Source organism: Methylorubrum subtropicum (assembly GCF_038442325.1).
Classification (GTDB): domain Bacteria; phylum Pseudomonadota; class Alphaproteobacteria; order Rhizobiales; family Beijerinckiaceae; genus Methylobacterium; species Methylobacterium subtropicum.
In genome coordinates this window covers 126,438-151,539 of record NZ_JBBXMW010000001.1, presented here as the reverse complement: position 1 = coordinate 151,539, position 25,102 = coordinate 126,438, and the positions used below count along the sequence as shown (strand labels likewise).

At 70.4% G+C, this 25,102-nt stretch carries 25 protein-coding genes; 11 read left to right on the top strand and 14 right to left on the bottom strand.

Annotated elements, in window-relative coordinates:
- Positions 1 to 338: 338 nt before the first annotated feature.
- The 4 genes from AAHG03_RS00720 to AAHG03_RS00705 form a co-directional block, all read right to left on the bottom strand.
- Positions 339 to 1,994 carry a porin gene (locus AAHG03_RS00720; protein WP_342148054.1) on the bottom strand — a complete coding sequence of 552 codons (1,656 nt, stop codon included), beginning with the start codon at positions 1,992 to 1,994 and terminating at the stop codon, positions 339 to 341.
- A gap of 505 nt (positions 1,995 to 2,499) precedes the next feature.
- Positions 2,500 to 3,174, bottom strand: a complete 675-nt coding sequence (locus AAHG03_RS00715; RefSeq protein ID WP_342148053.1) for a GntR family transcriptional regulator — start codon at positions 3,172 to 3,174, stop codon at positions 2,500 to 2,502.
- A gap of 183 nt (positions 3,175 to 3,357) precedes the next feature.
- Complete coding sequence (locus AAHG03_RS00710; RefSeq protein WP_342148052.1) at positions 3,358 to 4,002, bottom strand: TerC family protein; 645 nt, start codon at positions 4,000 to 4,002, stop codon at positions 3,358 to 3,360.
- 170 nt (positions 4,003 to 4,172) lie between these two features.
- Positions 4,173 to 5,561, bottom strand: coding sequence for an SLC13 family permease (locus AAHG03_RS00705; protein WP_342148051.1), 1,389 nt, complete (start codon positions 5,559 to 5,561; stop codon positions 4,173 to 4,175).
- A 205-nt stretch (positions 5,562 to 5,766) separates the two neighbouring features.
- On the opposite strand from AAHG03_RS00705, the gene AAHG03_RS00700 reads away from it, so the two are divergent.
- Complete coding sequence (locus tag AAHG03_RS00700; protein WP_342148050.1) at positions 5,767 to 6,420, top strand: GntR family transcriptional regulator; 654 nt, start codon at positions 5,767 to 5,769, stop codon at positions 6,418 to 6,420.
- A 60-nt stretch (positions 6,421 to 6,480) separates the two neighbouring features.
- On the opposite strand, the gene AAHG03_RS00695 is transcribed toward AAHG03_RS00700, so the two are convergent.
- Complete coding sequence (locus AAHG03_RS00695) at positions 6,481 to 6,684, bottom strand: hypothetical protein (protein ID WP_342148049.1); 204 nt, start codon at positions 6,682 to 6,684, stop codon at positions 6,481 to 6,483.
- Between the two features lie 291 nt (positions 6,685 to 6,975).
- Here AAHG03_RS00695 and mdcA point away from each other — a divergent pair, with 291 nt between their 5' ends.
- From mdcA to AAHG03_RS00660, 7 genes are all read left to right on the top strand, one after another.
- Complete coding sequence (mdcA, locus tag AAHG03_RS00690; RefSeq protein ID WP_342148048.1) at positions 6,976 to 8,622, top strand: malonate decarboxylase subunit alpha; 1,647 nt, start codon at positions 6,976 to 6,978, stop codon at positions 8,620 to 8,622.
- Between the two features lie 137 nt (positions 8,623 to 8,759).
- A complete protein-coding gene (gene mdcC / locus AAHG03_RS00685) occupies positions 8,760 to 9,068 on the top strand; it encodes a malonate decarboxylase acyl carrier protein (protein ID WP_342148047.1) in 309 nt (102 codons plus the stop codon).
- 1 nt (position 9,069) lies between these two features.
- Positions 9,070 to 9,978, top strand: a complete 909-nt coding sequence (locus tag AAHG03_RS00680) for a biotin-independent malonate decarboxylase subunit beta (protein ID WP_342148046.1) — start codon at positions 9,070 to 9,072, stop codon at positions 9,976 to 9,978.
- Between the two features lies 1 nt (position 9,979).
- On the top strand, positions 9,980 to 10,696 hold the full coding sequence (mdcE, locus tag AAHG03_RS00675; RefSeq protein WP_342148045.1) for a biotin-independent malonate decarboxylase subunit gamma: 717 nt from the start codon (positions 9,980 to 9,982) through the stop codon (positions 10,694 to 10,696).
- Entirely contained in the window at positions 10,689 to 11,693 is a 1,005-nt protein-coding gene (gene mdcG, locus AAHG03_RS00670) for a malonate decarboxylase holo-[acyl-carrier-protein] synthase (protein WP_342148044.1), read from the top strand. Before mdcE ends, mdcG begins: the two co-directional genes overlap by 8 nt.
- The gene (gene mdcB, locus AAHG03_RS00665; protein ID WP_342148043.1) at positions 11,690 to 12,547 is read left to right on the top strand and encodes a triphosphoribosyl-dephospho-CoA synthase MdcB; all 858 of its coding nucleotides are present in this window, start codon (positions 11,690 to 11,692) and stop codon (positions 12,545 to 12,547) included. Before mdcG ends, mdcB begins: the two co-directional genes overlap by 4 nt.
- Positions 12,544 to 13,470, top strand: coding sequence for an acyltransferase domain-containing protein (locus AAHG03_RS00660; protein ID WP_342148042.1), 927 nt, complete (start codon positions 12,544 to 12,546; stop codon positions 13,468 to 13,470). The genes mdcB and AAHG03_RS00660 overlap by 4 nt, the downstream gene beginning before the upstream one ends.
- Positions 13,471 to 13,631: 161 nt before the next feature.
- Here AAHG03_RS00660 and AAHG03_RS00655 read toward each other — a convergent pair whose 3' ends face one another.
- The 3 genes from AAHG03_RS00655 to AAHG03_RS00645 all read right to left on the bottom strand — a co-directional run bounded on the left by AAHG03_RS00655 (position 13,632) and on the right by AAHG03_RS00645 (position 18,598).
- On the bottom strand, positions 13,632 to 16,172 hold the full coding sequence (locus tag AAHG03_RS00655) for an HWE histidine kinase domain-containing protein (RefSeq protein WP_342148041.1): 2,541 nt from the start codon (positions 16,170 to 16,172) through the stop codon (positions 13,632 to 13,634).
- 186 nt (positions 16,173 to 16,358) lie between these two features.
- Positions 16,359 to 16,835, bottom strand: coding sequence for a hypothetical protein (locus AAHG03_RS00650; RefSeq protein ID WP_342148040.1), 477 nt, complete (start codon positions 16,833 to 16,835; stop codon positions 16,359 to 16,361).
- Between the two features lie 224 nt (positions 16,836 to 17,059).
- Positions 17,060 to 18,598 (bottom strand): Hint domain-containing protein, encoded by a 1,539-nt coding sequence (locus tag AAHG03_RS00645; protein ID WP_342148039.1) that lies wholly within the window; start codon positions 18,596 to 18,598, stop codon positions 17,060 to 17,062.
- A gap of 580 nt (positions 18,599 to 19,178) precedes the next feature.
- Here AAHG03_RS00645 and AAHG03_RS00640 point away from each other — a divergent pair.
- From AAHG03_RS00640 to AAHG03_RS00630, 3 genes are all read left to right on the top strand, one after another.
- Positions 19,179 to 19,730 (top strand): phage tail protein, encoded by a 552-nt coding sequence (locus AAHG03_RS00640; protein WP_342148038.1) that lies wholly within the window; start codon positions 19,179 to 19,181, stop codon positions 19,728 to 19,730.
- Complete coding sequence (locus AAHG03_RS00635) at positions 19,723 to 20,064, top strand: hypothetical protein (RefSeq protein WP_342148037.1); 342 nt, start codon at positions 19,723 to 19,725, stop codon at positions 20,062 to 20,064. Before AAHG03_RS00640 ends, AAHG03_RS00635 begins: the two co-directional genes overlap by 8 nt.
- Positions 20,065 to 20,287: 223 nt before the next feature.
- Entirely contained in the window at positions 20,288 to 20,839 is a 552-nt protein-coding gene (locus AAHG03_RS00630; protein ID WP_342148036.1) for a phage tail protein, read from the top strand.
- Positions 20,840 to 21,046: 207 nt separating this feature from the next.
- Here AAHG03_RS00630 and hisF read toward each other — a convergent pair whose 3' ends face one another.
- The 6 genes from hisF to hisB form a co-directional block, all read right to left on the bottom strand.
- Entirely contained in the window at positions 21,047 to 21,823 is a 777-nt protein-coding gene (gene hisF, locus AAHG03_RS00625; protein WP_342148035.1) for an imidazole glycerol phosphate synthase subunit HisF, read from the bottom strand.
- Between the two features lie 10 nt (positions 21,824 to 21,833).
- A complete protein-coding gene (locus AAHG03_RS00620; RefSeq protein WP_342148034.1) occupies positions 21,834 to 22,316 on the bottom strand; it encodes a DUF29 domain-containing protein in 483 nt (160 codons plus the stop codon).
- 23 nt (positions 22,317 to 22,339) lie between these two features.
- Complete coding sequence (hisA, locus tag AAHG03_RS00615) at positions 22,340 to 23,086, bottom strand: 1-(5-phosphoribosyl)-5-[(5-phosphoribosylamino)methylideneamino]imidazole-4-carboxamide isomerase (protein ID WP_342148033.1); 747 nt, start codon at positions 23,084 to 23,086, stop codon at positions 22,340 to 22,342.
- A 150-nt stretch (positions 23,087 to 23,236) separates the two neighbouring features.
- Complete coding sequence (gene hisH, locus AAHG03_RS00610) at positions 23,237 to 23,899, bottom strand: imidazole glycerol phosphate synthase subunit HisH (protein ID WP_342148031.1); 663 nt, start codon at positions 23,897 to 23,899, stop codon at positions 23,237 to 23,239.
- On the bottom strand, positions 23,896 to 24,378 hold the full coding sequence (locus AAHG03_RS00605; RefSeq protein WP_342148030.1) for a DUF2628 domain-containing protein: 483 nt from the start codon (positions 24,376 to 24,378) through the stop codon (positions 23,896 to 23,898). The genes hisH and AAHG03_RS00605 overlap by 4 nt, the downstream gene beginning before the upstream one ends.
- A gap of 12 nt (positions 24,379 to 24,390) precedes the next feature.
- Positions 24,391 to 24,978: an imidazoleglycerol-phosphate dehydratase HisB gene (gene hisB, locus AAHG03_RS00600; RefSeq protein WP_342148029.1), complete on the bottom strand. Its 588-nt coding sequence runs from the start codon at positions 24,976 to 24,978 to the stop codon at positions 24,391 to 24,393.
- Between the last annotated feature and the right edge of the window lie 124 nt (positions 24,979 to 25,102).

The window sequence follows — 25,102 nt, the reverse complement described above, 5'->3', positions numbered from 1 at the left end:
AGTGAAGCCGGGCGAGACACTTGTCATCCGCCGAGCGGGTTTCTTGTCGTGGCAAGGCCCGTGCCGTGTAAGTCCGTCACACACGTTCGTTTGATCGCGGAGTTCATTCCCTCTCCCCGCTGTGCGGGGAGAGGGCTTCATGCCCCCTCGTCGGGGCATGAAGCGAGGCGGCAGCCGATGGTGAGGGGGCTTCGACGGATGAGGCTCCTCCGGAAGCGCCCCCTCACCCCCGCTACCGCTCGTCGCGACGACGACGAGGTCGTCGCGACCCTCTCCCCGCACGGCGGGGAGAGGGGGAGCCCGCCGCACCCCAGGCGACCGTCCGTGAAAGAAAAAAATCAAAAGTCGCGCTGCACCCGCATGCGGATCTGCGTGGTGTCGTAGCGCTTCTCGGCGTAGGCCGGCAGGCCGCCGATGGTGACGGGGCGGGTCTGGTCGGTGATGCGGCCGCTGAGCGGGCCGGTGCCGATGTAGGTGCCCTCGATGCCGATATCGAGGTCCTTGACCGGGGACCAGATCAGGCTGGTGCCGGCGATGATCTGGTAGTTGTCGCGCAGGATCGGGCTGAAGCCGAAGGCGGCGCCGCGCGGCGGGGCGGAGGCGCCGATGATGCCGTTGACGAGGCTGAACGCCTCCCGCGTCCCGCGGGGAAAGCTGACCTCGCCGTAGCTGCCGAAGAAGGCCGAGCGCCATTCGGGCGCCCAGTAATGCAGGTAGGAGGCGGAGGCGGTGAAGCTCTGCGACAGGGCGATCCGGCCGGTCAGCGGGTTCACCACCGCGTCGGCGAGCGCGTGGACGAAGGGCGCGCCCTGCACGGGCCCGAGCTGGCTCGCATAGGTGCCGGTGAAGATCGAGAAGCCGGTATAGATCAGCGCGCCCTCGCCGTAGGCACCCTGGAGGTAGAGCCCGTCGCCCGGCGCGATCCAGGGCAGGTTGAGCTTGAGCCCGCCCTGCACCGCCCAGCCGTACTCGGTCTGCGCGCCGGAGTTGAGGCCGCGGGCGGCGAGTAGCGCCGCGGCGGTGCCGGGCGTCACCGGCCCGGTGGCGGCGCCCCCCGTCGGGGTCAGGGTCGAGACCGCGGAATTGGCGATGAAGCCGCCGATGTTCACGTCCTTGACCGCCGCCGAGAGCTGCATCGAGCCCCAGGGGGCGTCGTAGCGCAGCGCGCCGACGAAATCGGGCATGCGCGAGCGCTGCACGGTGTCGAGGAAGACGACGGTGTTGGCGGTGCCGTCGGCGTTGGTGCCGAGGATGACCGGGCTCGGCGCCGTGTTGAACACGTTGTTGACGCCGGCCTGACCCGGCCCCGCCGCCGGGGCGCTGAACGAGGCGGCGTAGAACGGGTTCTTGCGGTAGTTCGGGTCCTCCATCGACAGGGTCGCCGACCAGTTCTCGCCGAACTTCTGGGTGTAGGCGAGCAGGTTGGTGGAGGAGACGTTCGAGCCCGCCGTCGAGCCGATCAGCTCGTAGTCGTGGGCGTAGAAATCGAAGAACGACGAGGCGCGGCCCGCCGTCAGCCCGGCGAACTGCACGAACGCCTTCTCGGGGATGATGAAGTTCTGCACCCGCCCGAGCTGGTCCTGGCCCACCGCCGGGAAGGCGTTGCCGATGCGCTGCTGCGTGCCCGAGGCCATGAACACCCCGGTGCGGCTCGCCGCCTCGAGGCGCAGGAAGGCCCGCAGCGTGCCGTAGCCGGTCTGGGTGCGCGCATCGAAGTTCATCCGCATCAGCCCGCGATACTGCGACAGGTCGCCGGACGAGTTGTTGCGGTTGTTGACCGGGATGTAACCGGCCTCGAACCGGGCGCGGCCCGAGACCCGCAGGCAGGTGTCGGTGCCGGGGATGTAGAAGAAGCCCGCGCCGGATGCCGAGCAGACCCGGACGTACTCGATCGGCACCGCCTTCTGCACCGGCAGGTCGGCGGCGCGGGCCGCGGGGGCGACGACGACGAGGAGCGCCGCACCGGAGAGAAGTGTTTTCGCGAGTTGACCCATGCCTGTCCCCAGCCGGGTCCGGCGATCGCCGCCCCGAATGCGCCCGCGTCACATCACGGCGCCGTCCGCCGTCTCGCGCGGCGTTCCGGGGCTCGACTTGCACAGCGACGGTGCAAGTTGATCGATGCTGATGCAGGACTTGATGATCGTTCGATAAACGAAGCGTGGCCGGGCGGATCGGCGAAGACAAGCCTGATCTTGCGGTCCACAGGCGCGCGCTTCGCAGTGTGACCTTTTTGCCGGCGCTGTGCTTTCCCGGTCGTGCGCGGGGATGAGGTGAGCGACTGCGGCGTAGGCACGGACACCATCGGGAGAGGCGGCCGGTGCGAGGCCGATCCCACCCATCTCCCTCATCCTGAGGTGCCGCGCAGCGGCCTCGAAGGAGCGCTCCAGAAGTCTCAGCGATCCCTGGAGCCCGCCTTCGAGGCTGCGCTACGCTTCGCACCTCAGGATGAGGGAGATGGGTGGGATCGGCTGGTCGGTTGCGACGGCGCGACGCCCTCGCCTACCCCTCCCGCTCCCCCTGCTCCGCGATGAACCGCCCAAGCGCGCTCGACGCGTTGAGCATGTGCGCCCGCATCCGCCTTGCGGCGGCCTCTCCGTCGCCCTCGGCCATGGCGGCGAGGACCGCGCCGTGCTCGGCCCGCGAGGCGTCGATGCGGCTGGCTTGGCGCAGCTGCGTGCGGCGGAAGGCGGCGAGCCGTTCGCGGATGGCGAGCGCCTGCTCGGCCAGGAAACCGTTATGGGTCGCGGCGTAGAGCGTCTCGTGGAAGGCGCGGTTGAAGCCGTCGTAGGCGTCCACGTCGCCCGCCGCCACCATCGCGGCGGAGGCCTCGTGCAGATCCATCAGGCGGCTGCGCTCCAGCGGCGTGATGCGGTAGGTGGCCAGCCGCACGCACATCGCCTCGATCTCGGCGGTGGTCTCGAACATCTCGGCGATGCGCTCGGGCGTGGTGCGGGCCACCACGCCGCCGCGGCGCGGGCGCAGCTCCACGAGGCCGGCGAAGGCGAGCTGGCGCAGGGCCTCCCGCACGGGGGTGCGCGAGGCGCCGAAGCGGTCGGCGAGTTCCTGCTCGTCGAGCGCCGTGCCGGCCGGCATCCGGCCGCCGGCGATCGCCTCGGACAGGGCGTTGCGGATGCGGTCCGAGATCAGACCGCGCTCCTCCGGGGCCTCGTCCATCCCGTCTCCGTTCGTGACCGTGCTCTTGATCGTGTGCTCCGACGAAGCCGGCGACGGTTCGTCGATAGGAGCGATGATACAAAAAGCGAGAGCCGTATCCGACCCGATGCCATCGGGTCCGATACGGCTCTCATGAGGCGCCCTGGATCGGAAATCCAGGGCGATCCCAAGTCCGATTCGGGTCTAGGCCTTGGCGCCGCCGAGGTAGCCGCTGACGTACGGCCAGACTTCGAGGCCGCCGCGGTAGATCATGTCGAAGGCGACGTAGAGGATGATCGCGAGGCCGACATAGGCGATCCAGGGGTAGCGCTGGAGCAGGCGGGCGATGAAGCTCGCGGCGAGCCCCATCAGGGCGATCGACAGGACGAGGCCGATGATGAGGACCGTCGGATGCTCGCGGGCGGCGCCGGCCACCGCCAGCACGTTGTCGAGGGACATCGAGACGTCCGCGACCACGATCTGCCACGCGGCCTGAGCGAAGGTCTTGCGGGGCGCCGACGCCTCGGCGGAGGCGATCGCGGCGTCCGGATCCCCCCCGTGCCCGGCGCGGATCTCGTGCCACATCTTCCAGCAGACCCACAGCAGCAGCAGGCCGCCGACGAGGAGCAGGCCGACGATGGCGAGAAGCTGGGTGACGAGGCCGGCGAAGATGATGCGCAGGATGGTCGCGGCGATGATGCCGATCAGGATCGCCTTGTTGCGCTGCTCCTTCGGCAGGCCGGCCGCGGCCAGCCCGATCACCACCGCGTTGTCGCCGGCAAGCACGAGGTCGATCATGATGACTTGGAGGAGAGCCGACAACGCCTCCGTCGTCAGAAGTTCACTCATGCTGGAAAAGCCCCCGGTCGTTAAGGTGAAGACTCGGGCGGATGCTGCCGCGGTCCGCAGGTCGGACGCGCCGGGCCGCATGCGGGAAGCGTGGCGATTGCCCTTCCGCCCTCATGGCACTGCGCTCCGGAGGTTCGCAACCCCCGGAGCGCGAGACGCGGGCCGATCTGTCACAGGACGATGAACAGGAGCCAGACCACGACGGGGGCGACGACCGTGACCAGGGCGCCGTAGGCCATCAGTTTGCGGAAGAAGGCGTCCCGATCGACGTTCTTGGCAGTGGCGAGCACGATCGCGCCGTTGGTCGAGAACGGGCTCACGTCGACGATGGTGGAGGAGACCGCCATCGCGCCGATGAAGCCCACCGGGTTCACCCCCGTGCCGGCCTGCAGGAACGGCACGGCGAGCGGGATCAGCGAGCCCAGCACCGCCGTCGAGGAGGCGAAGGCCGAGACCACGGCGCCGATGAAGCACAGGAGCAGCGCCGCCATCATCGGCGAGGCGAGCCCGGCGACGCTGGTGCCGACGAAGGAGATGGTGCCCATCTTCTCCAGCACGACCACGTAGGTGCTCACGCCGGTGATCAGCATGATCTCGGGCCAGCTCACCTGGCCGATCGCCCGCTTCTGCAGGTTCGGCGCGACGAGCGACAGGATGAGGCCGATGGTGATCGAGACGAAGCCGATGTCTTGGTTGAAGGCCAGCACCAGCACGGCGAGCGCCACGAGGCCGACCAGCGTGAGGGCCTGATAGGCGCGGGACGACGCCATCGGCTCCGGGGCGGCCCGCTCATCGGCCAGCGGATCGTCGAGGCCGCGTTCCAGCTTGCGCTCCTCGCTGAACGATTCGGATTCCGAATCGCCGAAGGCCTGGGGCCCGCGCTGGGCCACCGTCACCCGCACCGGCGGCAGGGCCTCGCCGCCGCCGGACACGCCCGCCACCGCGGCCCGCGTCCCCATCAGCTTGCGCCCGCCCATGAGGAAGAACAGCAGCACCGCGACCGCGAGGTTGACGCCGAGGCTCGCGAAAAAGGTGAACAGCTCGTTGAGCGGCAGGCCCGCCTTGGCCACCACCGTGTTGGTGATGCCGCCGTAGATGCTGATCGGCGAGAAGCCGCCGCCCTGCGCCCCGTGGATCACCAGCAGGCCCATCAGCAGCGGGTTGATGTTGTAGCGGGCGGCAAAGCCCATCGCGATCGGGGCGATGATCGCCACCGCCGCCGGGCTCACCGCGCCGACCGCGGTCAGGGCCGCCGTGATGCCGAACATGATCCACGGGATCGCGGCGATGCGGCCCCGTACGGCGCGCACGGCGAGCTGGACCAGCCAGTCGATGGTGCCGTTGTTCTGCGCGATGGCGAACAGGTAGGTGATGCCGACGAGCGTCAGGAACAGGCTGCCGGGAAAGCCGGCGATGATGTCCTTGGCGGTCATCCCGGCGACCAGCGTGCCGACGAGGAAGGCGCCGACGAAGGCCAGCACCCCCATGTTGATCGGCCAGATCGTGGCGACCACGAACATCGCGCACAGCGCGTAGATCGATATCAATTGTGGCGTCATCGGCGTGTCTCCCGGGGCGCTGTTGCGCGCATGCTCGGCCGCCGCCGAACCGGGGCCGGTCGGCGGGGCGGCTTATGGTGCCGCCTCCGCTTGTTCGCCTCGTAGGCCGTTTCGTACTCTAAGGCAATATCCTTGTATACAAGAATTGCCTTGTGGAATTATAACCGCGGGCCTACGATCCGCATCGTTCCGGGGGGAATGAGGCATGCGCCGCGCCGAAGCGCTCAGGGATCAGCTGGAGCAGGACATCGTCACCGGCCATTTCCGGCCGGGGGAGCGCCTGGACGAGCAGAGCCTCGCCACGCGGTTCGGCGTGTCGCGCACGCCGATCCGGGAGGCGCTGATGCAGCTCGCCTCGACCGGCATGGTGGAGCTTCAGCCGCGGCGTGGCGCCTTCGTGGCCAGCCTGTCGCTGCGCGCGGTGGTCGAGCGCTTCGAGGCGATGGCGGCCCTGGAAGGCATGTGCGGCGCGCTCGCCGCCCGCCGGATCACCGACGCGCAGCGCACCGCGCTCGTATCCGCGCACGAAGCCTGCGAGGCGGCGACGCGGGCGGGCTGCGCCGACACCTACTATTACGCCAACGAGCGCTTCCACCGGGCGATCTACGAGGCGTGCCACAACCAGTACCTCGCCGAGCAGGCGGGGCAGCTCCACACCCTGTTGAAGCCCTATCGCCGGCTGCAGCTGCGGGCGCGCCACCGCGTCGGGCAATCGCTCGCCGAGCACGGGGCGATCGTGGCGGCGATCCTCGCGGGCGATTCGGGCCGCGCCGAGCAGGCGTTGCGCGAGCACATCCTGATCCAGGGCGAGCGCCTGAACGACTTCATCAGCAGCTTCGGGACGGCGGAGGTCGCGTGACCGGAGCGGCGCCCCTCGGACAACGCGTGCCGGGCGCGGATGCCCGGCACGAAGCGAGCGTCACCGCACCGGGACGCCGAACCGCCAGGACAGGGCATGCCCGAGGTCCGGGCGCGCCGCGTCGCGGGGGCCGGCGAACCGGGCGACCTCGGCGCGCAGCCGCGCCCGGTGGGCCGCGGCGAGCCCGGCGAGGACGCGCCGGACCGGGGTCCGCGGCTCGGTCGCTCCGCGCGGAGCGGTCTGGGATTTGAATCGAGTGGCCATGATGCGTCTCCGGAGCACGGGGCTCGGTCACGTCAGGCGTTTCCTCCGAACCCGATATGGGCGGCGGACTGCTGCGCTGCAACATGGGTCCGGTTCGATGCCAGCCTTGCGTATGCGTCATGCGGATCGGAACGGCGCTCCGCATACGAAATCGCCGTTATGTCATGGTTTCGTATGCGGAGACTTGACCCATGCACGGATCGCCATACAACGATCCGCGGCGGGCCGGTCTCGGGATACGGTCGAGCCGACATCGCCCGGATGCGCGGTGAGCCGGAGGGAGCGGGCCGGATGAACGAGTGGCGTCAGGAACGGGCGGCGCGCGACGCGCGGATCGCGGCGGGGTCCGCCTTCGCGACCGGCAAGGTCGTGCCGGCGGCGAGCGTCACCGACCTTCTGGAGGCGGTTTTGCGCCCCGGCGACCGGGTCTGCCTGGAGGGCGACAACCAGAAGCAGGCCGATTGCCTCGCCCGCGGGCTCGCCGCCTGCGACCCTTCAAGAATCCACGACCTGCACATGGTCCAGTCGGGCATCGTGCTGCCCGAGCATCTCGACGTGTTCGAGACCGGCGTCGCCAAGCGCCTCGACTATTCGTATTCGGGCCCGCAGGGCGCGCGCATCGCAAAAATGCTCTACGGCGGCACAATCGCGCTCGGCGCGGTGCACACGTATCTGGAGCTGTTCGCGCGCTACTTCGTCGATCTGACGCCCCACGTCGCGCTGATCGCGGGCGTCTCGGCCGACCGCGACGGCAACCTGTATACGGGGCCCAACACCGAGGACACGCCGACCGTCGTCGAGGCGACCCATTTCAAGAACGGGCTCGTCATCGCCCAGGTCAACGAGATCGTGGACCGGGTGCCCCGCGTCGATATCCCCGGCGACCGCATCGACTTCGTGGTGGAGGCCGATAAGCCGTTCTACGTCGAGCCGCTGTTCACCCGCGATCCGGCGGCGATGACCGAGACGCAGATCCTCATCGCCATGATGGCGATCAAGGGAATCTACGCCGAGTACAGCGTGAGGCGCCTCAACCACGGCATCGGCTTCGGCACGGCGGCGATCGAATTGCTGCTGCCGACCTACGGCGAGCGGCTGGGCCTGAAGGGCGAGATCGCCACCCATTGGGCGCTCAACCCGCACCCGACGCTGATCCCGGCGATCGAGTCGGGCTGGGTCAAACAGGTCCACTGCTTCGGCTCGGAAGTCGGCATGGACCGCTATATCCGCGAGCGGCCGGACGTGTTTTTTACGGGCTCCGACGGAAGCCTCCGCTCGAACCGCGCCTTCTGCCAGACGGCGGGCTTGTACGCCTGCGATATGTTCATCGGCGCGACGCTGCAGATCGACCTGATGGGGCACTCCTCCACCGTCACCCAGTCGCGGGTGGCGGGCTTCGGCGGCGCGCCGAACATGGGCTCGGACCCGCACGGCCGCCGCCACCCCTCCGACACGTGGATGAAGGCCGGGCGCGAGGCGCAAACGTCGGGTGAGCCTTCCCTGATGCGCGGGCGAAAACTCGTGGTGCAGCTGGTCGAGACGTTCGGGGACGGCTTGGTGCCGACCTTCGTCGAGCGTCTCGACGCGATGGAACTGGCGAAGAAGACCGGGCTCGAACTCGCCCCCGTGATGATCTACGCCGACGACGTGACCCACATCGTCACGGAAGAGGGCATCGCCAACCTGCTCTTGTGCCGCGACGCCGACGAGCGCGAGCAGGCGATCCGCGGCGTGGCCGGCTACACCCCCATCGGCCGGGGCCGCGACCGCGCCAAGGTCGAGGAACTGCGGGCCCGCGGGGTGATCCGCCGCCCGGAAGACCTCGGCATCTCGGCGCTGGACGCCGACCGCTCGCTGCTCGCCGCGCGTTCGATCAAGGATTTGGTGCACTGGTCGGGCGGTCTCTACGAGCCGCCCGCGAAGTTCCGGAACTGGTAAATCTCCCCTCCCCCTTGCGGGGAGGGGCCGGGGGTGGGGGTCGGGCAGAAGGCACCGCTTCGCTCCATCCTGCACCACCCCCAACCTCCAACTCCTCCCCGCAAGGGGGGAGGAGAGCGGCGCATGCGGAGACCCCGATGGAATCCCTGACCTTCCGCCACAAAACCCAAAAGCCCCTCCCCGGCACGAAGCCGGCGGCGATCACCGGGGTCGTGGCCTCGGGCAACCTCGAAGTGCTGCTGGAGCGGGTGCTGGCGCCCGATGCCTGCGAGGTCGCGGTCGAGACTGCGATCAACGGCTACGGCGATGTCTGGGAGGCGGTGGTGGCCGATTTCGTCGCCCGCGCCCAGCCGGGGGGGCTGCGCATCAGCATCAACGACGGCGGCGCCCGCCCCGACACCGTGTCCCTGCGCCTGCTCCAGGGCGTGCGCCTGATGGAGGCCTGAGATGGCAGCCCCCGATGCCGTGAGCTGGTACGAGGCGAGCGCCCGCCAGCGCGTGGCCGCCTTCCTCGACGCCGACAGTTTCGAGGAATTCGTCGGCCCGACCGAGCGGGCGATGAGCCCGCACCTGCCGCTGTTCGAGCTGCCCCGCGCCTTCGACGACGGCATCGTCGTCGGCCGCGGGGGCCTCGACGGCAAGCCGGTGCTGGTCGCCGCGCAGGAAGGCCGCTTCATGGGCGGGGCCTTCGGCGAGGTGCACGGCGCCAAGCTCGTCGGGCTGTTGCGCGCCGCGCTGGAGGTGCGGCCGGCCGCGGTGCTGATCCTGTTCGACACCGGCGGCGTGCGGTTGCAGGAGGCCAATGCGGGCGAGACCGCCATCGCCGAGGCGATGCGGGCCATCACGGAAGTCCGCGCCGCCGGCATCCCGGTGGTCGGCCTGATCGGCGGCCGGGCCGGGGCCTATGGCGGCGGCGGCCTCATCGCCGGCACCTGCGCCCGGCTCGCGGTGTCGGAGAGCGGGCGCATCTCGGTCTCGGGGCCGGAGGTGATCGAGACCAATCGGGGCGCGGAAGAATTCGATTCCCGCGACCGGGCGCTGGTCTGGCGCACCATGGGCGGCAAGCACCGCCGCCTCACCGGCGGCGCCGACGCCTACGTGGCCGACACCGTCGCGGCGTTTCGCGCCGCCGCCCTCGACCTGATCGCCCGCGCCCCGGCCTTCGACCTCGCCACGCTGGACGCCGAACAGGCTCGGCTGGAGGCGCGGCTCGCCCGCTTCGGCGAGTGCCGCGACGGCGCCGAGGTCTGGGCGCGGATGGGCGTCAACGACGCGCAGGCGGTGCCGGCCATGACCGACGCCGCGTTCCTCGAAACCGCGGCCGGCGTGCCGGAGGCCAGCCACGATGCCCGCTAAGATGGCTCTCGATGCGATCCTCGCCTCGCTCTTCCCCACCGGGCATTTGGTCACCGTGACGGACGGCCTGATCTCGGGCGAGGGCCCGTTCGACGGCGGTCGCCTCGTCGTCGTCGGCATCGACGGCGACACGCCGCTCGGCGTCGAGGGCGCGCTGTCGCTGTCGCGCACCGTGCTCGACGCGGTTCGTGCGGGCGACAAGGCGCCGATCCTCGTCGCGGTCGATTCCGACAGCCAGCGCATGAGCCGCCGCGACGAGCTGCTCGGCCTCTACGAATGCCTCGCGCATCTGGCCAAGACGCTGCTTCTGGCCGACCGCCTCGGCCATCCGACGGTGGGGCTGATCTACGGCCACTCGGCGGCGGGCGCCTTCATCGCCACCGCGCTCGCGACCCGCGTGCTCGCCGCGCTTCCGGGCGCCAATCCGAGCGTGATGGACCTGCCCTCTGTGGCCCGCGTCACCAAGCTGCCGCTCGACAAGTTGGAGGCCATGGCGGCCTCGACCCCGGTCTTCGCGCCGGGCCTCGACAACATGGTGGCGACCGGCGCCGTCCACGCGGTGCTCGACCCCGCGCAGCCCCTCGACGCGCAGCTCTCCGCGCTCATCGCCGACCTGCCCGCGGGCGACACCCGCGACCGCCTCGGCCGCGAACGCGGCGGGCGCCCGGTGGCGCAGACCATCGCCGAGCGGGTGGTGCAGCAGGCGCGCGGTGGCTGAGTTTTTTGCCCCAAGGCCCCCGGGTGAAGCGCGGGTCTCTCCTCCCCCTTGCGGGGAGGAGGTGGGAGGTGGGGGTGGTTCAGGAGGAACCGCTACAGCCTCATTCTGCACGACCCCCACCCCTACCCCTCCCCGCAAGGGGGAGGGGAATCCGCGCCTCCATCGCCATGACCTCGTCCGCGTCGATCCCGCCGCCTGGGGTCCCCTCCTCGCCGCCCGGCCGGACCTCGCGAGCGTGCCGCCGCTCGCCGGCTGGGCCGCGGCCGGCTGGCCGCTGATCCTGCGCCGCCGCGCGCCCGGCGAGGACCCGGCGCTGGTCCCCCTCGGCCTGCCGCTGCCGCCGACGCTCGGCAAGCGCCGCATCGGGTTCACCCTACCGGCCGACATCCTTGCGCCCTGCTCCGCACCCACGCTCGCCGCGACCCGCGCCGCCGCGCCGCCCGCGTGGCAGCCGACGCTCGACGCGCTCCTCGTCCTCGGCGCCCGCCACGGCCTCGTCCCGCGCCCGTTCGGCGGCCTGCTGTGGCAGGCGCTGACCGGCCTGCCCTACCTCACCGACACGTCCGACCTCGACCTGCTCTGGCCGCTGACCGGTTCTTTGCCCGAAACCTTCCTCGACGATCTCGCGACCATCGCCGCGACGGCCCCGATGCGCCTCGACGGCGAGCTGATCCTGCCCGACGGCGGCGGGGTGCAGTGGCGCGAGTGGCACGAGAGTGGGAATGGGGAGGTGCTGGTGAAGCACCGCGACCGGCTGGAGATGCGGGCCGTGGTGCTGCTGAACTCACGGATCGCGACCGAGCAAGCTCAGACGCGCGTCCCCTCCCCCTTGCGGGGAGGGGTTCGGGGTGGGGGTGGTTCAGAAGGCACCGCAGAGCCCCATCCGGCACCACCCCCACCTCCTCCCTCCTCCCCGCAAGGGGGAGGAGAAGCGCTTGGCTCGTCCTCCGCCGAGGCTCTTGAAGCCGCAAGCCCGTGCAGGGCGGCGTTACTATGAGCGCCCTCCCCGCCCGCCCCACACCCGCCGTCGGCGATCCGGCCGCCCTCGCCCGCCTCGCGGTCGAAGCTTTGCGCCTCGAACTCGACACCTACCCGAAACCCGGCCTCGTCAGCCGGATCGACAGCGGCAGCCACGACGACATGGATGCCGCGACCTTCGAGGCCAGCGCGGCGGCGCTCAAACCCCACTTCGCCGCCCTCGCCCGCGCCGGGGCCGAGGGCCTGCCCATGGCGCAACTGCGCCGCATCGGCCTCGACGCGGAAGCCGCGATGCGGGCGGCGACGGGGGGCGTGAACACCCATCGCGGCGCGATCTTCGGACTCGGCCTGCTGGTCTCGGCGGCCGGCTCGCTCGCGGCGCCGGGGCGCGCCCTCGCCCCCGGCGCGCTCGGCGCCCATGTGCGGGCGCGGCATGCCCGCGCCATCCTCGACGGGCCGGTGCTGCTGCACGCCCCCGGCGCGCGGGCGCGGCGGCGCTTTCGCGTCGGCGGGGCGCCGGCGGAGGCCGCCTCCGGCTTCCCGACGCTCTACCGGGTCGGCCTGCCGGCGCTCCGGCGCGGGCGCCGCGCGCGGCCGGGTGACGCGGAGGCTGCGCGGGTCGAGAGCTGCCTCGCCCTGATCGCGGCGCTCGACGACACCAACCTGCTCCATCGCGGCGGCGAGGCCGGCGCCCGCTTCGCCCGCGACGAGGCCGCGGCCTTCCTCGCGGACGGCGGTGTCGCGCAGGACGGATGGCGCGCGCGTGCAGAAGCGTTGCACCGCGCCTTCGTCGCCCGCCGCCTCAGCCCCGGCGGGGCCGCAGACCTGCTCGCCATGACGCTGTTCGTGGACCGGCTGGAGCGGGTACTTTGACGCTCGCGCTGCTCCTCTCCGGCCAGGGCGGCCAGCATCCGGGCATGTTCGCCCTCACGGCCGAGCGCCCGGAGGCCGAAGGCGTGTTCGCGGCGGCCCGGCCGATCCTGGGCGAAGACCCGCGCGATCTCGCCACTGCCGGCGGGCCGCGCCTGCACGAGAACCGCACCGGGCAGGTGCTGTGCTGCACCGCCGCGCTCGCCGCCTGGGCCGTGATCGCGGCGGACAAACCCGGCCGCGCGGTGGTGGCCGGCTACAGCATCGGCGATCTCGCCGCCTGGGGCGTCGCCGGGCGCCTCACGCCCGAGGCGGTGCTGCGGCTGGCGGCGCAGCGCGCCGAGGTGATGGATGCGGCCTCGGGCGAGGGCTTCGGGCTCGCCGGCCTGCGCGGCCTGCCGCTCGACACGATCCGCATCCTGGCCGAGCGCCACGCCTGCGATCTCGCCATCCGCAACGCCCCCGACAGCGGCGTCGTCGGCGGCTCCCGCGTCGCCCTCGACGCGCTCTGCACGGAAGCGCTCGCCGCGGGCGCCCGGCGCGCCGTGGTGCTCCCGGTCCACACGCCCTCGCACACCCCGCGCCTCGCGCCTGCCGCTGCGGCGTTCGCCGACGCGCTCGCCCGCGAGAGCCTGCACCGTCCGCCCCCCGGCGCCCCGCGCCTGCTGAGCGGCCTCGACGGCGCGCCGGTCTTCGATGCCGCCAAGGGCCTCGACAAGCTCGCCGGCCAGATCGCGCAAAGCATCGACTGGGCCGCCTGTCTCGACGCCGCCCGCGAGTTCGGCGCGACCCGCGTCCTCGAACTCGGCCCCGGCCACGCGCTCGCCACCATGGCCCGCGCGGCGATGCCCGATGCGCGCGTCCACGCGCTGGAGGATTTTCGGACCGTGGAGGGGTTGCTGGGCTGGATCGGCGGGGGAGACTGAACACATGCTCGTCCCACCCTCCCCCTCATCCTGAGGTGCGGAGCGTAGCGGAGCCTCGAAGGAGGGCTCCAGACATCGCGCGATCCGCTGGAGCCCTCCTTCGAGGCTGCTGCGCAGCACCTCAGGATGAGGGGGTGGGTGGGAGCAGCCCCGGCCGCCCCTCAGGCGAACGCCGCCCGCAACGCCTCCGCGTCGTAGGGCTTGCGGATCACGGGCACGGCACCGAGGTCGGGGGGAATGCGAAAGCTCTCGCCGTAGCCGGTGGCGAAGGCGAAGGGGATGCCGCGCTCCGTCAGGCGGCGGGCGACGCCGACGCTGGTCTCGGAGCCGAGGTTGACATCGAGGATGGCACGGTCGGGGGGCGCGGCCTCGATCAGGCGCAGGGCCTCGCGCACGGTGCCGGCGAGATCGACCGCGGTGGCGCCGAGCGCGGTCAGTACCTCCTCGGCCTCCAGGGCGATGATCATGTTGTCCTCGACGACGAGCACCGTGCCGTCGAGCCGCAGCGGCGGCGGCGCGGGCGCGCGGGCCGGCGCGCGCTCCGGCTTCGGCGGGGCGGCGCGCACGAGGTCGGGGGGGATGGTGAAGCGGGCTTCCACCCCGGAGACGGCGTAGCGGATCTCCGCCTCGCCCTTCAGCTCGTAGGGGATCGAGCGCTCGATCAGCGTCGTGCCGAAGCCGCGGCGGGTGGGCGCGCGCACCGGCGGGCCACCGCTCTCGCGCCAGTGGATCACGAGGTAGTCGAGGGCGTCGCGCGACCATTCCACGTCGATGCGCCCGTGCGCGCCGCTGAGCGCGCCGTACTTGGCCGAGTTCGTCATCAACTCGTGGACGACCAGCGCCAGCGTCGAGAAGGCCTGCGGATCGAGCAGCACGTCGGCGCCCGACAGCACCACCCGCTCGGCCCTGGCGCCGAGATAGGCCCCGGCTTCGAGCAGGATGAGGTCGCGGAGCGAGCCCGGCCCCCAGTTCGTGGTGGTGATCTGGTCGTGGGCGCGCGCCAAAGCCTGTATTCGCGCGCCGACGACTTCGGCGAATTCTTCCGCCGAGCCGCCCGCGGTGCGGCTCTGGGTGACGACGCCGCGGATCAGGTTGAGGATGTTGCGCACGCGATGGTTGAGTTCGGCGATCAGCAGCTCCTGGCGCTCCTGTGCGCCCTTCCGCTCCTTCTCGGCGGAATCGGTCAGCCGCAGGATGACCTCGAGCAGCGTGATCCGCAGGGCTTCCGCCGTGCGCAGCTCCACCTCCGAGAACGGGAGCGAGCGCCCGTGCACCACCTCGCGCCACGCCTCGAAGCTCTTGCGCGGGGTCAGGCGCACGCCGTTGGGACCGGGATTCGCGGGTTTTTCCGGGTTGCCGGCCCAGGTGACGGTGCGGGAGACCTCGCGGCGGAAGAACACGAGGAAATCGCGCGGCGTGCGCGAGACCGGGACGGCGAGCATGCCCGCGGCGCGCTCGGTGAAGTCGCGGCCCGGCTCGTGGACGCGGCCGATCTCGTCGGTGGCGTAGGCGCGGCTCGCCGCCGTGCGGTTCAGGAAGCGCACGAGGCCGGTGAACTCCTCCCGCGTCGGCGTCGCACCCTGCAGCGTGATCTCGCCGTTCACCCACAGGCCGATGCCGTCGCAGGGGATGATGGCGGCGAGTTCGTCGAGGAACTCGGACAGGCCCTCCAGGCTGGTGCCGCCGGAGGCGAGCGCGCTCATCAGCCGGTTGTGGATCTCGCGGGAGCGCGCTTCCTGCGCCGCCTCGATCTCGCGCTCGCGGCTCTCCAGAATCCACGAGAACATCTGCCCGAACAGCTCCGCCCCGGTGCGGCGCTCCAGCGAGATGTGGCGCGGCTCCATGTGGTGGCAGGCGAACAGGCCCCAGAGCCGCCCGTTGCGCAGGATCGAGACCGAGAGCGAGGCGGCGACCCCCATGTTGCGCAGGTATTCGAGATGGATCGGCGAGACGCTGCGCAGCGTCGAGAGCGACAGGTCGAGCAGCGCCCCCTCGGGATCGCGGGCCGGCAGCACGGGCACGCCCGGCGCCTCGATGTCGCTGATGATGCGCAGCCAGCTCCGCTCGTACAGGGCGCGGGCCTGTTTGGGGATGTCGGAGGCCGGGTAGTGCAGGCCGAGATAGCGGTCGAGCCCGGAGCGGACGGATTCGGCGACGACCTCGCCCGAGCCGTCGGGGGCGAAGCGGTAGAGCATCACCCGGTCGAAGCCGGTCAGCGCGCGCATCTGCCGGGTGGCCTCGCGGCAGAGCGGCTCGAAATCGACCGTCAGGCGCAGCCGCGAGACCATGTTGCGCACGAGGTTGCCCGCGCTCAGATGCTCGGGGGCGCTCGGCTCCGCCTCGATCACGATCGCCGCGCCCGACATATGCAGCGCCACGTCGAACAGCGGCCCGCCGGTCAGGAGCCGCACGCCGAAGACGCGGTCCACGGCGTCGGGCCCGCGGAGCGTCTGGAGATGGCCACGCAGGAGGTGGATCGCCTCCCCGTCGAGGATCGAAGGCGCGGGCGCGCCGAGCAGCGCCTCGATCGGTTGCCCGAGCCAGTCCGGCGCGTTGGCGCTGGCGCGCAGCACGATCCAGTCGGGCGAGACCGCCAGCAGGAAGCCGAAGGACTGGACCGCGCCGAGCACGTGGATCGGCTCGCGGTCGCAGGACGACAGGTCGACCGTCGGTTCGGGCTGTCCGGCGGAGATCAGGGTCATGCGCTCGTCGGGGATGTCGGGAAGGGGGCGCGCGGCTCGCCTTACCCGTTTCCTTCGCCCAAATCCCGCGGCGCCACAACCCGCTTGCGCGCAATCTTTAAGGTCAAGCTACGTCGGTGGCGCCTTCGGTCCGGCCGGTCGGCGACGGGCCGACGAAGCCGCCGGCCGCGTCCGATGGGGCGAGGCTCACGCGTCGTCGGACTGGGTCTCGTCCTCGTCCTCCGCGGCCTCCGCCGCGCCGGGGCGCGGGCCGGTGACGGCGGTGACGAAGTCGCCCTTGCGCTGGGCCTCGTTGTTCGAGACCATCACGCTGATGTAGGAGGCGAGCGTGTTCGGCGCGACGTCCGGCAGGCGCCGGGCGATCTCGGCCTGGGACAGGCCGGTCGGCCCCGCGTTCTCCAGGAGCGCCCGCAGCCGGCCCTTGGCCGAGTTCGCCCGCGGCCCGCGGCTGCCGCGCCCGCGGCCGGTGCGGGGGGCGCCGTCGCCCTCCATCCCGGACATCGCTTCGGGAAGCGGCGTGCCCTCGACGATGGCGGCGAGCGAGCGCTCGGCGAGCCGCAGCTTGGCCAGCTCTTCCGAGACCCGCTCGTACTCGCTCTCGAGGTCGGCCAGGCGACGACGGATGTCGGTCAGCGTGGACGCCAGCATGTCTCCATCGCTCATCGGCGGACTCAACTCCTGATATGGTCCGCCCCTCTCAGTCATAGCGGGGGGCGCGCGTCAATTCTTCCGGGGGCGGGAGCGCGGATCGGCGGGAGTGTTGCACAAACTTCCCACTCGTCCGCGTCCTCGGGGCGTCTCACCGCCAGGGGCCCGAACGCCAGGGGCCCGGCCCCCTCCCCCCGAAGGAGAAGGCGGCCGGGCCCCGGCGGATCGGTCGTGTGTGCTCAGGCGCGGCGGCGGCGCTCGGCGAGATCGACGATGCCGGCGGCGGCTTGCGGGCCGACCCAGCGCGGCAGGGACGCCGCCGCGAGGTTCACCCGCAGGAACATCGTGCCGCGGCAGCCCTCCCACAGGGAGGCCGGCAGCGGGGTCGCGCCGTCGGTCCAGCGCCACTGCGCCGCGCCGTCGCTGTCGAGCCCGTGCAGGCCGGTCTCCAGGCGGGCGTCGTCGAGGGCGACGGCGCGCGCGCCGGTCAAGCCGTCGTCGAAGCTCAGCCCGGCGAGGCAGACGCCGAGGCACCGGTCGTCGCTGGTGCCCGAGCGGACATGGGCCGGGACGCTGACCTCGCTGACGAGGCGCACGTCGCGGGCGTCCGCCGGCAGGATGAAGCGGGCGACGAGGCCGTCGGTGTCGGGGCGGACCGTCTCCCCGTCGACGACGAGGTGCAGGTCGGCCAGCGGCGCCTCGACGAGGCTCCAGCCGAGCGCCTCGGCGCGGGCCTGAAGGCGGGCGCGCACGGCCTCGACCAGCGCGCCGTCCTCGTGGAACGGGCGGCAGAAGTCGGCGGTGGTATGGCCGACCGGAGCGTCCGGGCCGTGGCCGAAGCCGGCGCCCTCGAAGAACTCGCGGTTGCCCATGTCGAGGTAGCTCTCGGCGGGCAGGCCCTCGGCCAGCAGGATGTCGTGGCTCTCCAGCTCGACGTGCCAGTAGGTGACCTTGGCGACCTCGACCTGGGTGATCGTGGTGCCGTTGACGAGGCGGATCGCCGGGATCAGCACCTCGCCGAGGACATCGACGCAGACGGCGTGGCCGGGCGAGACCATGAGGTCGCGGGCCGGGCGGCCCTCGCCGAAGGCGCCCGCGGCGATCCGCACGGGCAGGAGGTCGGCGCGGGCGCGGCAGCGCACGGTCTTGTGGCCGATCCAGCGGATCGGGCGCTGCTGCCCGGAGGCGGTCACGGCCAGATCGCCGACCGCCAGATCCTCGACCGCAACTTCACCGCGCGCCGTCAGGATGCGCGTGCCGGTGACGTAGCAGGGCGCGGGCGTCTCGTTGCCGTTGCCGTCGATCTGGGTGACCTGGAAGCTGGTGACGTTGGTGCCGCCGGAGCTCGTCGTCCTGTACTGGAACTGCTCGGTGCCGGACTGTTGATTGAAGATCTTATAGTCGACGCCGCCCGCCGTCACGCCAAGGCCGTTGGCATCGAGGCCGTAATTGCTGTACGCGCCGCCGCCCTCGCCGTCATTGAGGAAGTACACGTTGTTGTATTGGCCGATCGAATTCGATCCGCCGCCGGTGTTGGCGTTGTCGAACGTGTTGGGATTGTTCGTGCCGGTGACGCCATTGGCTGGGTTGGTGCCCTGGTTGGCACTGGGCTTCAGCGTGACCGCCTGACCGTTGATGGTGCCGCTGATGCCCGTGATGGCATAGCCGGTCTCGGTGTTGTTGGCGATGACGTAGTCGCGCGTGGTCGCTTCGGTGGTGATCGTGAAGTCGGCGGTGAAGCCGTTGGGGCCGGTAAAGCGATAGCGAATGGTGGGCATGACGTAAGGTCCCCCTGCGTTCGACGATTCTGATTATCGGTTTCGACGCGAAAATGCGGAGCGAGTACTCCGGCGAAAGCCCCCGCCGAGCTGTCCACTTGTCCCGACAGGATAGAGATTGTCAGGGATTTGGAAATCATGATTGCAGGGCGGTCCACAGGTTGCCCGCAGGTGTTGTATTTATGCGACAAGCATGGGTTGTCCCGAACGTCAAGAGCCAATGCTCAAAAGTTTTCGATGCAACCCGCGTGACAAGCGTATCCTGCGTGCTGTATCCAACAACGGCGCCAACGCCGGAGGCCGATTCGGGTAAAAGTATAGTCATGCGTCCAGCCGCCATGTATGCTGTTGTTGGTATTTATTCTTTCTTGGGCGCGCTCGGTAAGCAAAATAGAGTAATCACAGTTTTGTTTCGAGTATATTTGTGTAGTCTATCTCGTAATATTATCGATCTGTGATTCAGTTGAGCGACCGGCCGGACGATGTGGATCGTCCAAATATCGTATGGTTGTCAAAATACCGGCATCATAGCCTTGTTGCCGTCGCGCGTCTCGAAAGAGCGGAATCTCGGGAGGAAAAAATGGACGATTGCTACCTCGGTGAAATCAGGCTCGTCGGGTACGGCTGGCTGCCGCGGAATTTCATGTATTGTAACGGCGATTTGCTGTCGATCTCTCAAAATACCGCGCTCTACTCCCTGATCGGCACGATCTATGGCGGAAACGGGACGACGAATTTCGCGTTGCCGAACCTGCAGAGCCGCGTCGTCGTCAACCAGGGCACCGGGCCCGGCCTGTCCCAATACCCGATCGGCCAGGCCGGCGGCGCCGAAAACGTCACGTTGCTGCCGTCGCAGATGCCGCTTCACACCCACCCTTATGCGATGCAGGTCGATGGCTCCCCGGGCTCGACCGACGACCCGACCAACGCGCACATCGCGCAGGTGACCAACCCGGGGTCAGGTTCGCCCCTCCAGAGCTTCACGAACGTGGCCATGAACAACCCGGTCAACCTCGCCGGCCAGAACACGGGCCCCAACCAGGGTGGCGGTCAATCCCACACGAACATTCAGCCCTACCTCGTCATGAACTACATCATCTGCGTTCAAGGCCTCTTCCCGACGCGTGCCTGACGACGCGCCCGCACGGGCCGGCGGCGCAGAGACCCTCCGCCGCCGTCCCAAAGGCGAGGCGGACACCGCGTTCCGCGGCGCCCTCCGCACCGCCGACCACGGCGCGCCCTTCCGGGACCTCGCGCCGCCGCGGCGCGACCCCATGCGGCGGCCCATGTTCGACGGCTCGCGCCTGCTTCACCGGCTGCGCTTCCCCCACGCCCGCCGGGAGATCGCGGAGGCGGACGGGGCGCCGGTCGGCCGGATCGTCACCGACCGGGGGGCGCGAGGCCTCACCCTGATCGACCTCGCCGTCGTGCCCGGGCGCCGCGGCGGGGCCTCGGCGCCCGCCTGATCGAAGATCAGGTTTTCCTGGGTGCGCTCGATAAATCAAATAAAGCAATCATATATTTTCTACGATCCTATTTTCATGGTCTGTAGCGTGATATTTTCGGCCTGTAATTCAATCGACCGGCCGACCGGACGATGTGTCTCGTTGGAATGTCGTGTGGTTGTTGTAATTCCGGCATCATAGCGTCGTCGCGCGTCTCGAAAAAGCGGAATCTTGGGAGGAAAAAATGGAAGATTGCTACATCGGTGAAGTCAGGCTCGTCGCGTTCCCCTTCCAGCCTCGGAATTTCTTGTTTTGTAACGGCCAGTTGCTGCCGATCTCCAACTATACCCCGCTCTACGCCGTGCTCGGCACGACCTATGGCGGAAACGGGACGACGAATTTCGCGTTGCCGAACCTGCAGAGCCGCGTCGTCGTCAACCAGGGCACCGGGCCCGGCCTGTCCCAATACCCGATCGGCCAGGCCGGCGGCGCCGAAAGCGTCACGTTGCTGCCGTCGCAGATGCCGCTTCACACCCACCCTTATGCGATGCAGGTCGATGGCTCCCCGGGCTCGACCGACGACCCGACCAACGCGCACATCGCGCAGGTGACCAACCCGGGGTCAGGTTCGCCCCTCCAGAGCTTCACGAACGTGGCCATGAACAACCCGGTCAACCTCGCCGGCCAGAACACGGGCCCCAATCAGGGGGGCGGTCAACCTCACACGAACATTCAGCCCTACCTCGCCATGAACTACATTATCTGCTTCATGGGCATCTTCCCGTCGCGTGCCTGACGACGCGCCCGCACGGGCCGGCGTCGGAGAGACCCTCCGCCGCCGTCCCAAAGGCGAGGCGGACACCGCGTTCCGCCTCGCCCTCCCCACCGCCGACCACGGCGCGCCCTTCCGGGACCTCGCGCCGCTGCGGCGCGACCCGCTGCGGCGGCCCGCGCCTCCTTCGCGGCTGAACCGAGGCTCCGCCCCTCGGGACGAGGGGGCGGGTTACGGATCGAGGCGCATCGCCAGCCCGGCGGCGGCCATGTGGGCCTTGGCCTCGCCGACCGTGTGCTGTCCGAAGTGGAAGATCGAGGCGGCCAGCACCGCGCTCGCCCCGCCGTCGCGCACGCCCGCCACGAGGTCGTCGAGCCCGCCGACGCCGCCGGAGGCGATCACCGGCACTCGCACCGCGTCGGCGATGGCGCGGGTCAGCGCGAGGTCGTACCCTGAGCGGGTGCCGTCCTTGTCCATGGAGGTGACGAGCAGCTCGCCCGCCCCGCCCTCCGAGATCTTTTGCGCGAATTCGACCGCGTCGATCCCGGTCGGGTTGCGCCCGCCATGGGTGAAGATCTCCCAGCGGGCGGGCTCGTCGGCGGCGGAGACGCGCTTGGCGTCGATCGCCACGACGATGCACTGGTCGCCGAACTTTTCCGCGGCCTCCGCCACCAGTTCGGGGTTCTTCACGGCGGCCGTGTTGATCCCGACCTTGTCGGCGCCCGCCAGCAGCAGGGTGCGGACATCCGCCACCGTGCGCACGCCCCCGCCGACGGTCAGCGGCATGAAGCAGGCCTCCGCCGTGCGGCTCACCACGTCGAGCAGCGTGCCGCGGGCCTCGTGGCTCGCGGTGATGTCGAGGAAGCACAATTCGTCGGCCCCGGCCGCGTCGTAGGCCTTGGCCGATTCCACCGGATCGCCCGCGTCGCGCAGTTCGAGGAACTGCACGCCCTTGACGACACGCCCGTCCTTCACGTCGAGGCAGGGGATGATGCGGGTCTTGAGCACGGCTTTTCTCTCAGGCGGTCGTGTCGTCGGGATCGACGGGGAAGGGCCGCGACCGGATGTCGTCGAGGGTGTAGGGGCAAATTTTTGGGAACGTCTTGAGGGTGAGCCCGGTCTCGTCCGCGGCTTCAAGCCGGGCGATTCCGTAGGCGCGTCCGACGGCTTGCGCCATCCGCTTCGTGAGGCCCGGACTATCCGTCAGGACGTCTTCGGCTTCGTTTCGATGAATCCGGATCGCGAAACTCCCCTCGCGCGTCCATCGATCCGGCCGATGATCGGCCTTGAGCATGTGGCGCAGCACGACCCGCCACGCTCCGACGAGCTTGTTGAACTCGCCGCGTCCCAGGCACTCGATTTCCTCGGCTAGGTTCGCGAGGTCCAGTCGCAAAAAATCGCCCGCGCACAGGCGGGCGCCCTGCTCCTGGGTCCACGTGTAGAAGTCGTGCTCGTACGCTGTGCCGGGCTGAGCCGGCTTGGTGGCTTTGAGAGCGGTCATGCGAGCCTCCTGCCCGCATCCTATCACGGTGCGGCCGTGCCCCGGGAGCGCGCGATGGCGGCGAGCGCCTCGGCCGGGTCGATGCGGCCGTCGTAGAGGGCGCGGCCCGTGATGGCGCCGGCCAGCACGGCGCAGTCGGGCTCCAGCAGGCGATCCACGTCGGCCATGGAGGCGAGCCCGCCCGAGGCGATGACCGGGATGCGCACGGCGTTGGCGAGCGCCAGCGTCATCTCGATGTTGAGCCCCTTGAGGATGCCGTCGCGGGCGATGTCGGTGTAGATGATGGCCGCGACGCCCGCGTCCTCGAAGCGGCGACCGAGGTCTTCCGCCGTCATGGAGGAGGTCTGGGCCCAGCCCTCGACGGCGACGCGCCCGTCCTTGGCGTCGATGCCGACCGCGATCCGGCCCGGATGGCGCCGCGCGGCCTCGCGCACGAAGGCCGGATCGCGCACCGCGGCCGTGCCGATGATGACGCGGCTGATCCCCTTCTCGATCCAGCCCTCCAGGGTGCGCATCTCGCGCACGCCGCCGCCGAGCTGCACCGGCATGCTCACCCGGTCGAGGATCGCCTCGACGGCCTCGGCGTTGCGCGGCGCGCCCGCGAAGGCGCCGTCGAGATCGACCACGTGCAGCCAGGAAAAGCCCTGGCGCTCGAAGGTGGCGGCCTGGTCGGCGGGGTCGTCGTTGAAGACCTTGGCCTGGGCCATGTCCCCCTGCACGAGGCGGACGCAGCGCCCTTCCTTGAGGTCGATGGCCGGAAACAGGATCACGCGTCAGCTCGTCTCGTTGGAGGGGTCTAGATTCTTGTGCCGCATCGGCTTTTTTCGAAAGCCGGTTCCCGCCTTTCGGGCCGATGCTCTATCTCTTTGTGGTCGCACGATGATTTCGGAAAATCGGATTCCACTTTTCCGCATCGTGCTCTAAGGGCGCCAGCGCAGGAAGTTGGCGATGAGCGCGAGGCCGAGCCGCTGGCTCTTCTCGGGGTGGAACTGCGTGCCGACCATGTTGTCCCGCGCCACCATCGCGGTGACCGGGCCGCCGTACTCGGCGTGCGCCACCCTGTCCGCCGGTTCGGCGGGCTTCAGGGCGAAGCTGTGGACGAAGTAGGCGTGCAGGCCTTGCGCGCCGGTCTCGATGCCGTCGAGCAGCGGGTGGGCGCGGTCCACGGCGAGCGTGTTCCAGCCCATGTGGGGCACCTTCAGCGCCGGGTCGGCGGGCAGGATCGGGCCGACATCGCCCGGAATCCAGCCCAGCCCCGCCGTCTCCTCGTATTCGAGGCCGCGGCTCGCCATGAGCTGCATGCCGACGCAGATGCCGATGAACGGGCGGCCCTTGCGGCGCACGGCCTCCGTCATGGCCTCGACCATGCCGGGCACGGAATCGAGCCCGCGGCGGCAATCGGCGTAGGCGCCCACACCCGGCAGCACGATCCGGTCGGCCGCCGCCACCGTCTCGGGGGCGTCGGTGAGGACGATGCGGGTCTCGGCCTCGCCGGCCTCGCGGGCGGCGCGCTCGAAGGCCTTGACCGCCGAGTGGAGGTTGCCCGAGCCGTAATCGATGATCGCGACGGTTTGCCCGCTCACCGCACGCCCTCGCGTGCCGGGAAGAAGCCGAGGGCCGTGTCCTCGTCGTGGCGCGGGGTAGCGCGTGCGACCGGCGCGGGGCGCGGAGTGGCGTCGCGGTCGAGCCAGCGGGCGGCGAGCTTCATCTCGGCCTCCTCGTGCGAGGCCGCGATCACCGCGTCGCGCGCGGGGAGCCCCCGGCGGCCGTAGGTCCAGCGGCGCAGCGACGAGGCCTCCAGCCCGATCAGAAGGCTCGCGAGCCCCGTGACCAAAAGGCCCGCCCCCGGCGACAGGCCGAGCGCGTGGCCGGCGACGCTCAAGGCGACGAGCCCGGCAAGCACGAGGATCGCGGCGAGCCACAGCCGATGCCCGAGGAACCACAGCACCGTGAAGGCGAAGGCGCGCGGGGCGAAGCCGTCGCGGACGACCTGCGCCCGCTCGAGGGCGAGCGCATCGCCGCGGGCGGCGCCCTCGGGAACGTGCAGCGTGTAGGTGCGCATCCGGTCCGCCTCTCAGAGGGTGCCCTTGGTGGAGGGAACGCGCCCGTCCTCGCGTGGATCGACCGCCACGGCCTTGCGCAAGGCGCGGGCCAGACCCTTGAACAGGCTCTCGGCGATGTGGTGGGCGTTCTCGCCGTAGAGCGTCTCGACGTGCAGCGTAATCCCGGCGTTCATCGCGAAGGCCTGGAAGAACTCGCGCACCAGCTCGGTGTCGAACTGGCCGATCTTTTCCACGCGGAACGTGGTGCGGAACACGAGGAACGGGCGGCCGGAGATGTCGATGGCGACCCGGCTGAGCGTCTCGTCCATCGGCAGGTGGATGTCGGCGTAGCGGGCGATGCCGCGCTTGTCGCCGAGCGCACGCGCGAACGCCTGACCCAGCGCGATGCCGGCATCCTCGGTGGTGTGGTGCTGGTCGACGTGGAGGTCGCCCGTCACCCGGATCTCGGCGTCGAACAGGGCGTGGCGCGCAAAAAGCTCCAGCATGTGGTCGAGGAAGCCGACGCCGGTGGCGATCGCGGCCTTGCCGGTGCCGTCGAGGTCGAGCGAGACGGAGACGTCGGTCTCCGCCGTGCGGCGGCTGATGCTGGCGTTGCGCATCTGAGTGTCGAGACTGCCCTGAACTGTCGGCGGCCGGTTCGCCCCGTCCGCGCCCGCCTTGTAGTGTGGTTCCCCCCTCAGGGGAAAGGGCGTCGGCACATGCCGGGCCTCGCGTCATCGCCCG

What these genes read in the sequence shown, in the direction of transcription:
- AAHG03_RS00710 (WP_342148052.1), bottom strand. Translation starts at nt 4,002, where the DNA reads ATGAGTGAACTTCTGACGACGGAGGCGTTGTCGGCTCTCCTCCAAGTC.
- AAHG03_RS00655 (WP_342148041.1), bottom strand. Translation starts at nt 16,172, where the DNA reads ATGACCCTGATCTCCGCCGGACAGCCCGAACCGACGGTCGACCTGTCG.
- AAHG03_RS00720 (WP_342148054.1), bottom strand. Translation starts at nt 1,994, where the DNA reads ATGGGTCAACTCGCGAAAACACTTCTCTCCGGTGCGGCGCTCCTCGTC.
- hisB (WP_342148029.1), bottom strand. Translation starts at nt 24,978, where the DNA reads ATGCGCAACGCCAGCATCAGCCGCCGCACGGCGGAGACCGACGTCTCC.
- AAHG03_RS00605 (WP_342148030.1), bottom strand. Translation starts at nt 24,378, where the DNA reads ATGCGCACCTACACGCTGCACGTTCCCGAGGGCGCCGCCCGCGGCGAT.
- AAHG03_RS00695 (WP_342148049.1), bottom strand. Translation starts at nt 6,684, where the DNA reads ATGGCCACTCGATTCAAATCCCAGACCGCTCCGCGCGGAGCGACCGAG.
- AAHG03_RS00620 (WP_342148034.1), bottom strand. Translation starts at nt 22,316, where the DNA reads ATGACCGCTCTCAAAGCCACCAAGCCGGCTCAGCCCGGCACAGCGTAC.
- AAHG03_RS00680 (WP_342148046.1), top strand. Translation starts at nt 9,070, where the DNA reads ATGGCAGCCCCCGATGCCGTGAGCTGGTACGAGGCGAGCGCCCGCCAG.
- AAHG03_RS00705 (WP_342148051.1), bottom strand. Translation starts at nt 5,561, where the DNA reads ATGACGCCACAATTGATATCGATCTACGCGCTGTGCGCGATGTTCGTG.
- AAHG03_RS00715 (WP_342148053.1), bottom strand. Translation starts at nt 3,174, where the DNA reads ATGGACGAGGCCCCGGAGGAGCGCGGTCTGATCTCGGACCGCATCCGC.
- mdcA (WP_342148048.1), top strand. Translation starts at nt 6,976, where the DNA reads ATGAACGAGTGGCGTCAGGAACGGGCGGCGCGCGACGCGCGGATCGCG.
- AAHG03_RS00630 (WP_342148036.1), top strand. Translation starts at nt 20,288, where the DNA reads ATGGAAGATTGCTACATCGGTGAAGTCAGGCTCGTCGCGTTCCCCTTC.
- AAHG03_RS00700 (WP_342148050.1), top strand. Translation starts at nt 5,767, where the DNA reads ATGCGCCGCGCCGAAGCGCTCAGGGATCAGCTGGAGCAGGACATCGTC.
- AAHG03_RS00650 (WP_342148040.1), bottom strand. Translation starts at nt 16,835, where the DNA reads ATGAGCGATGGAGACATGCTGGCGTCCACGCTGACCGACATCCGTCGT.
- mdcC (WP_342148047.1), top strand. Translation starts at nt 8,760, where the DNA reads ATGGAATCCCTGACCTTCCGCCACAAAACCCAAAAGCCCCTCCCCGGC.
- mdcE (WP_342148045.1), top strand. Translation starts at nt 9,980, where the DNA reads ATGGCTCTCGATGCGATCCTCGCCTCGCTCTTCCCCACCGGGCATTTG.
- AAHG03_RS00645 (WP_342148039.1), bottom strand. Translation starts at nt 18,598, where the DNA reads ATGCCCACCATTCGCTATCGCTTTACCGGCCCCAACGGCTTCACCGCC.
- mdcB (WP_342148043.1), top strand. Translation starts at nt 11,690, where the DNA reads ATGAGCGCCCTCCCCGCCCGCCCCACACCCGCCGTCGGCGATCCGGCC.
- AAHG03_RS00640 (WP_342148038.1), top strand. Translation starts at nt 19,179, where the DNA reads ATGGACGATTGCTACCTCGGTGAAATCAGGCTCGTCGGGTACGGCTGG.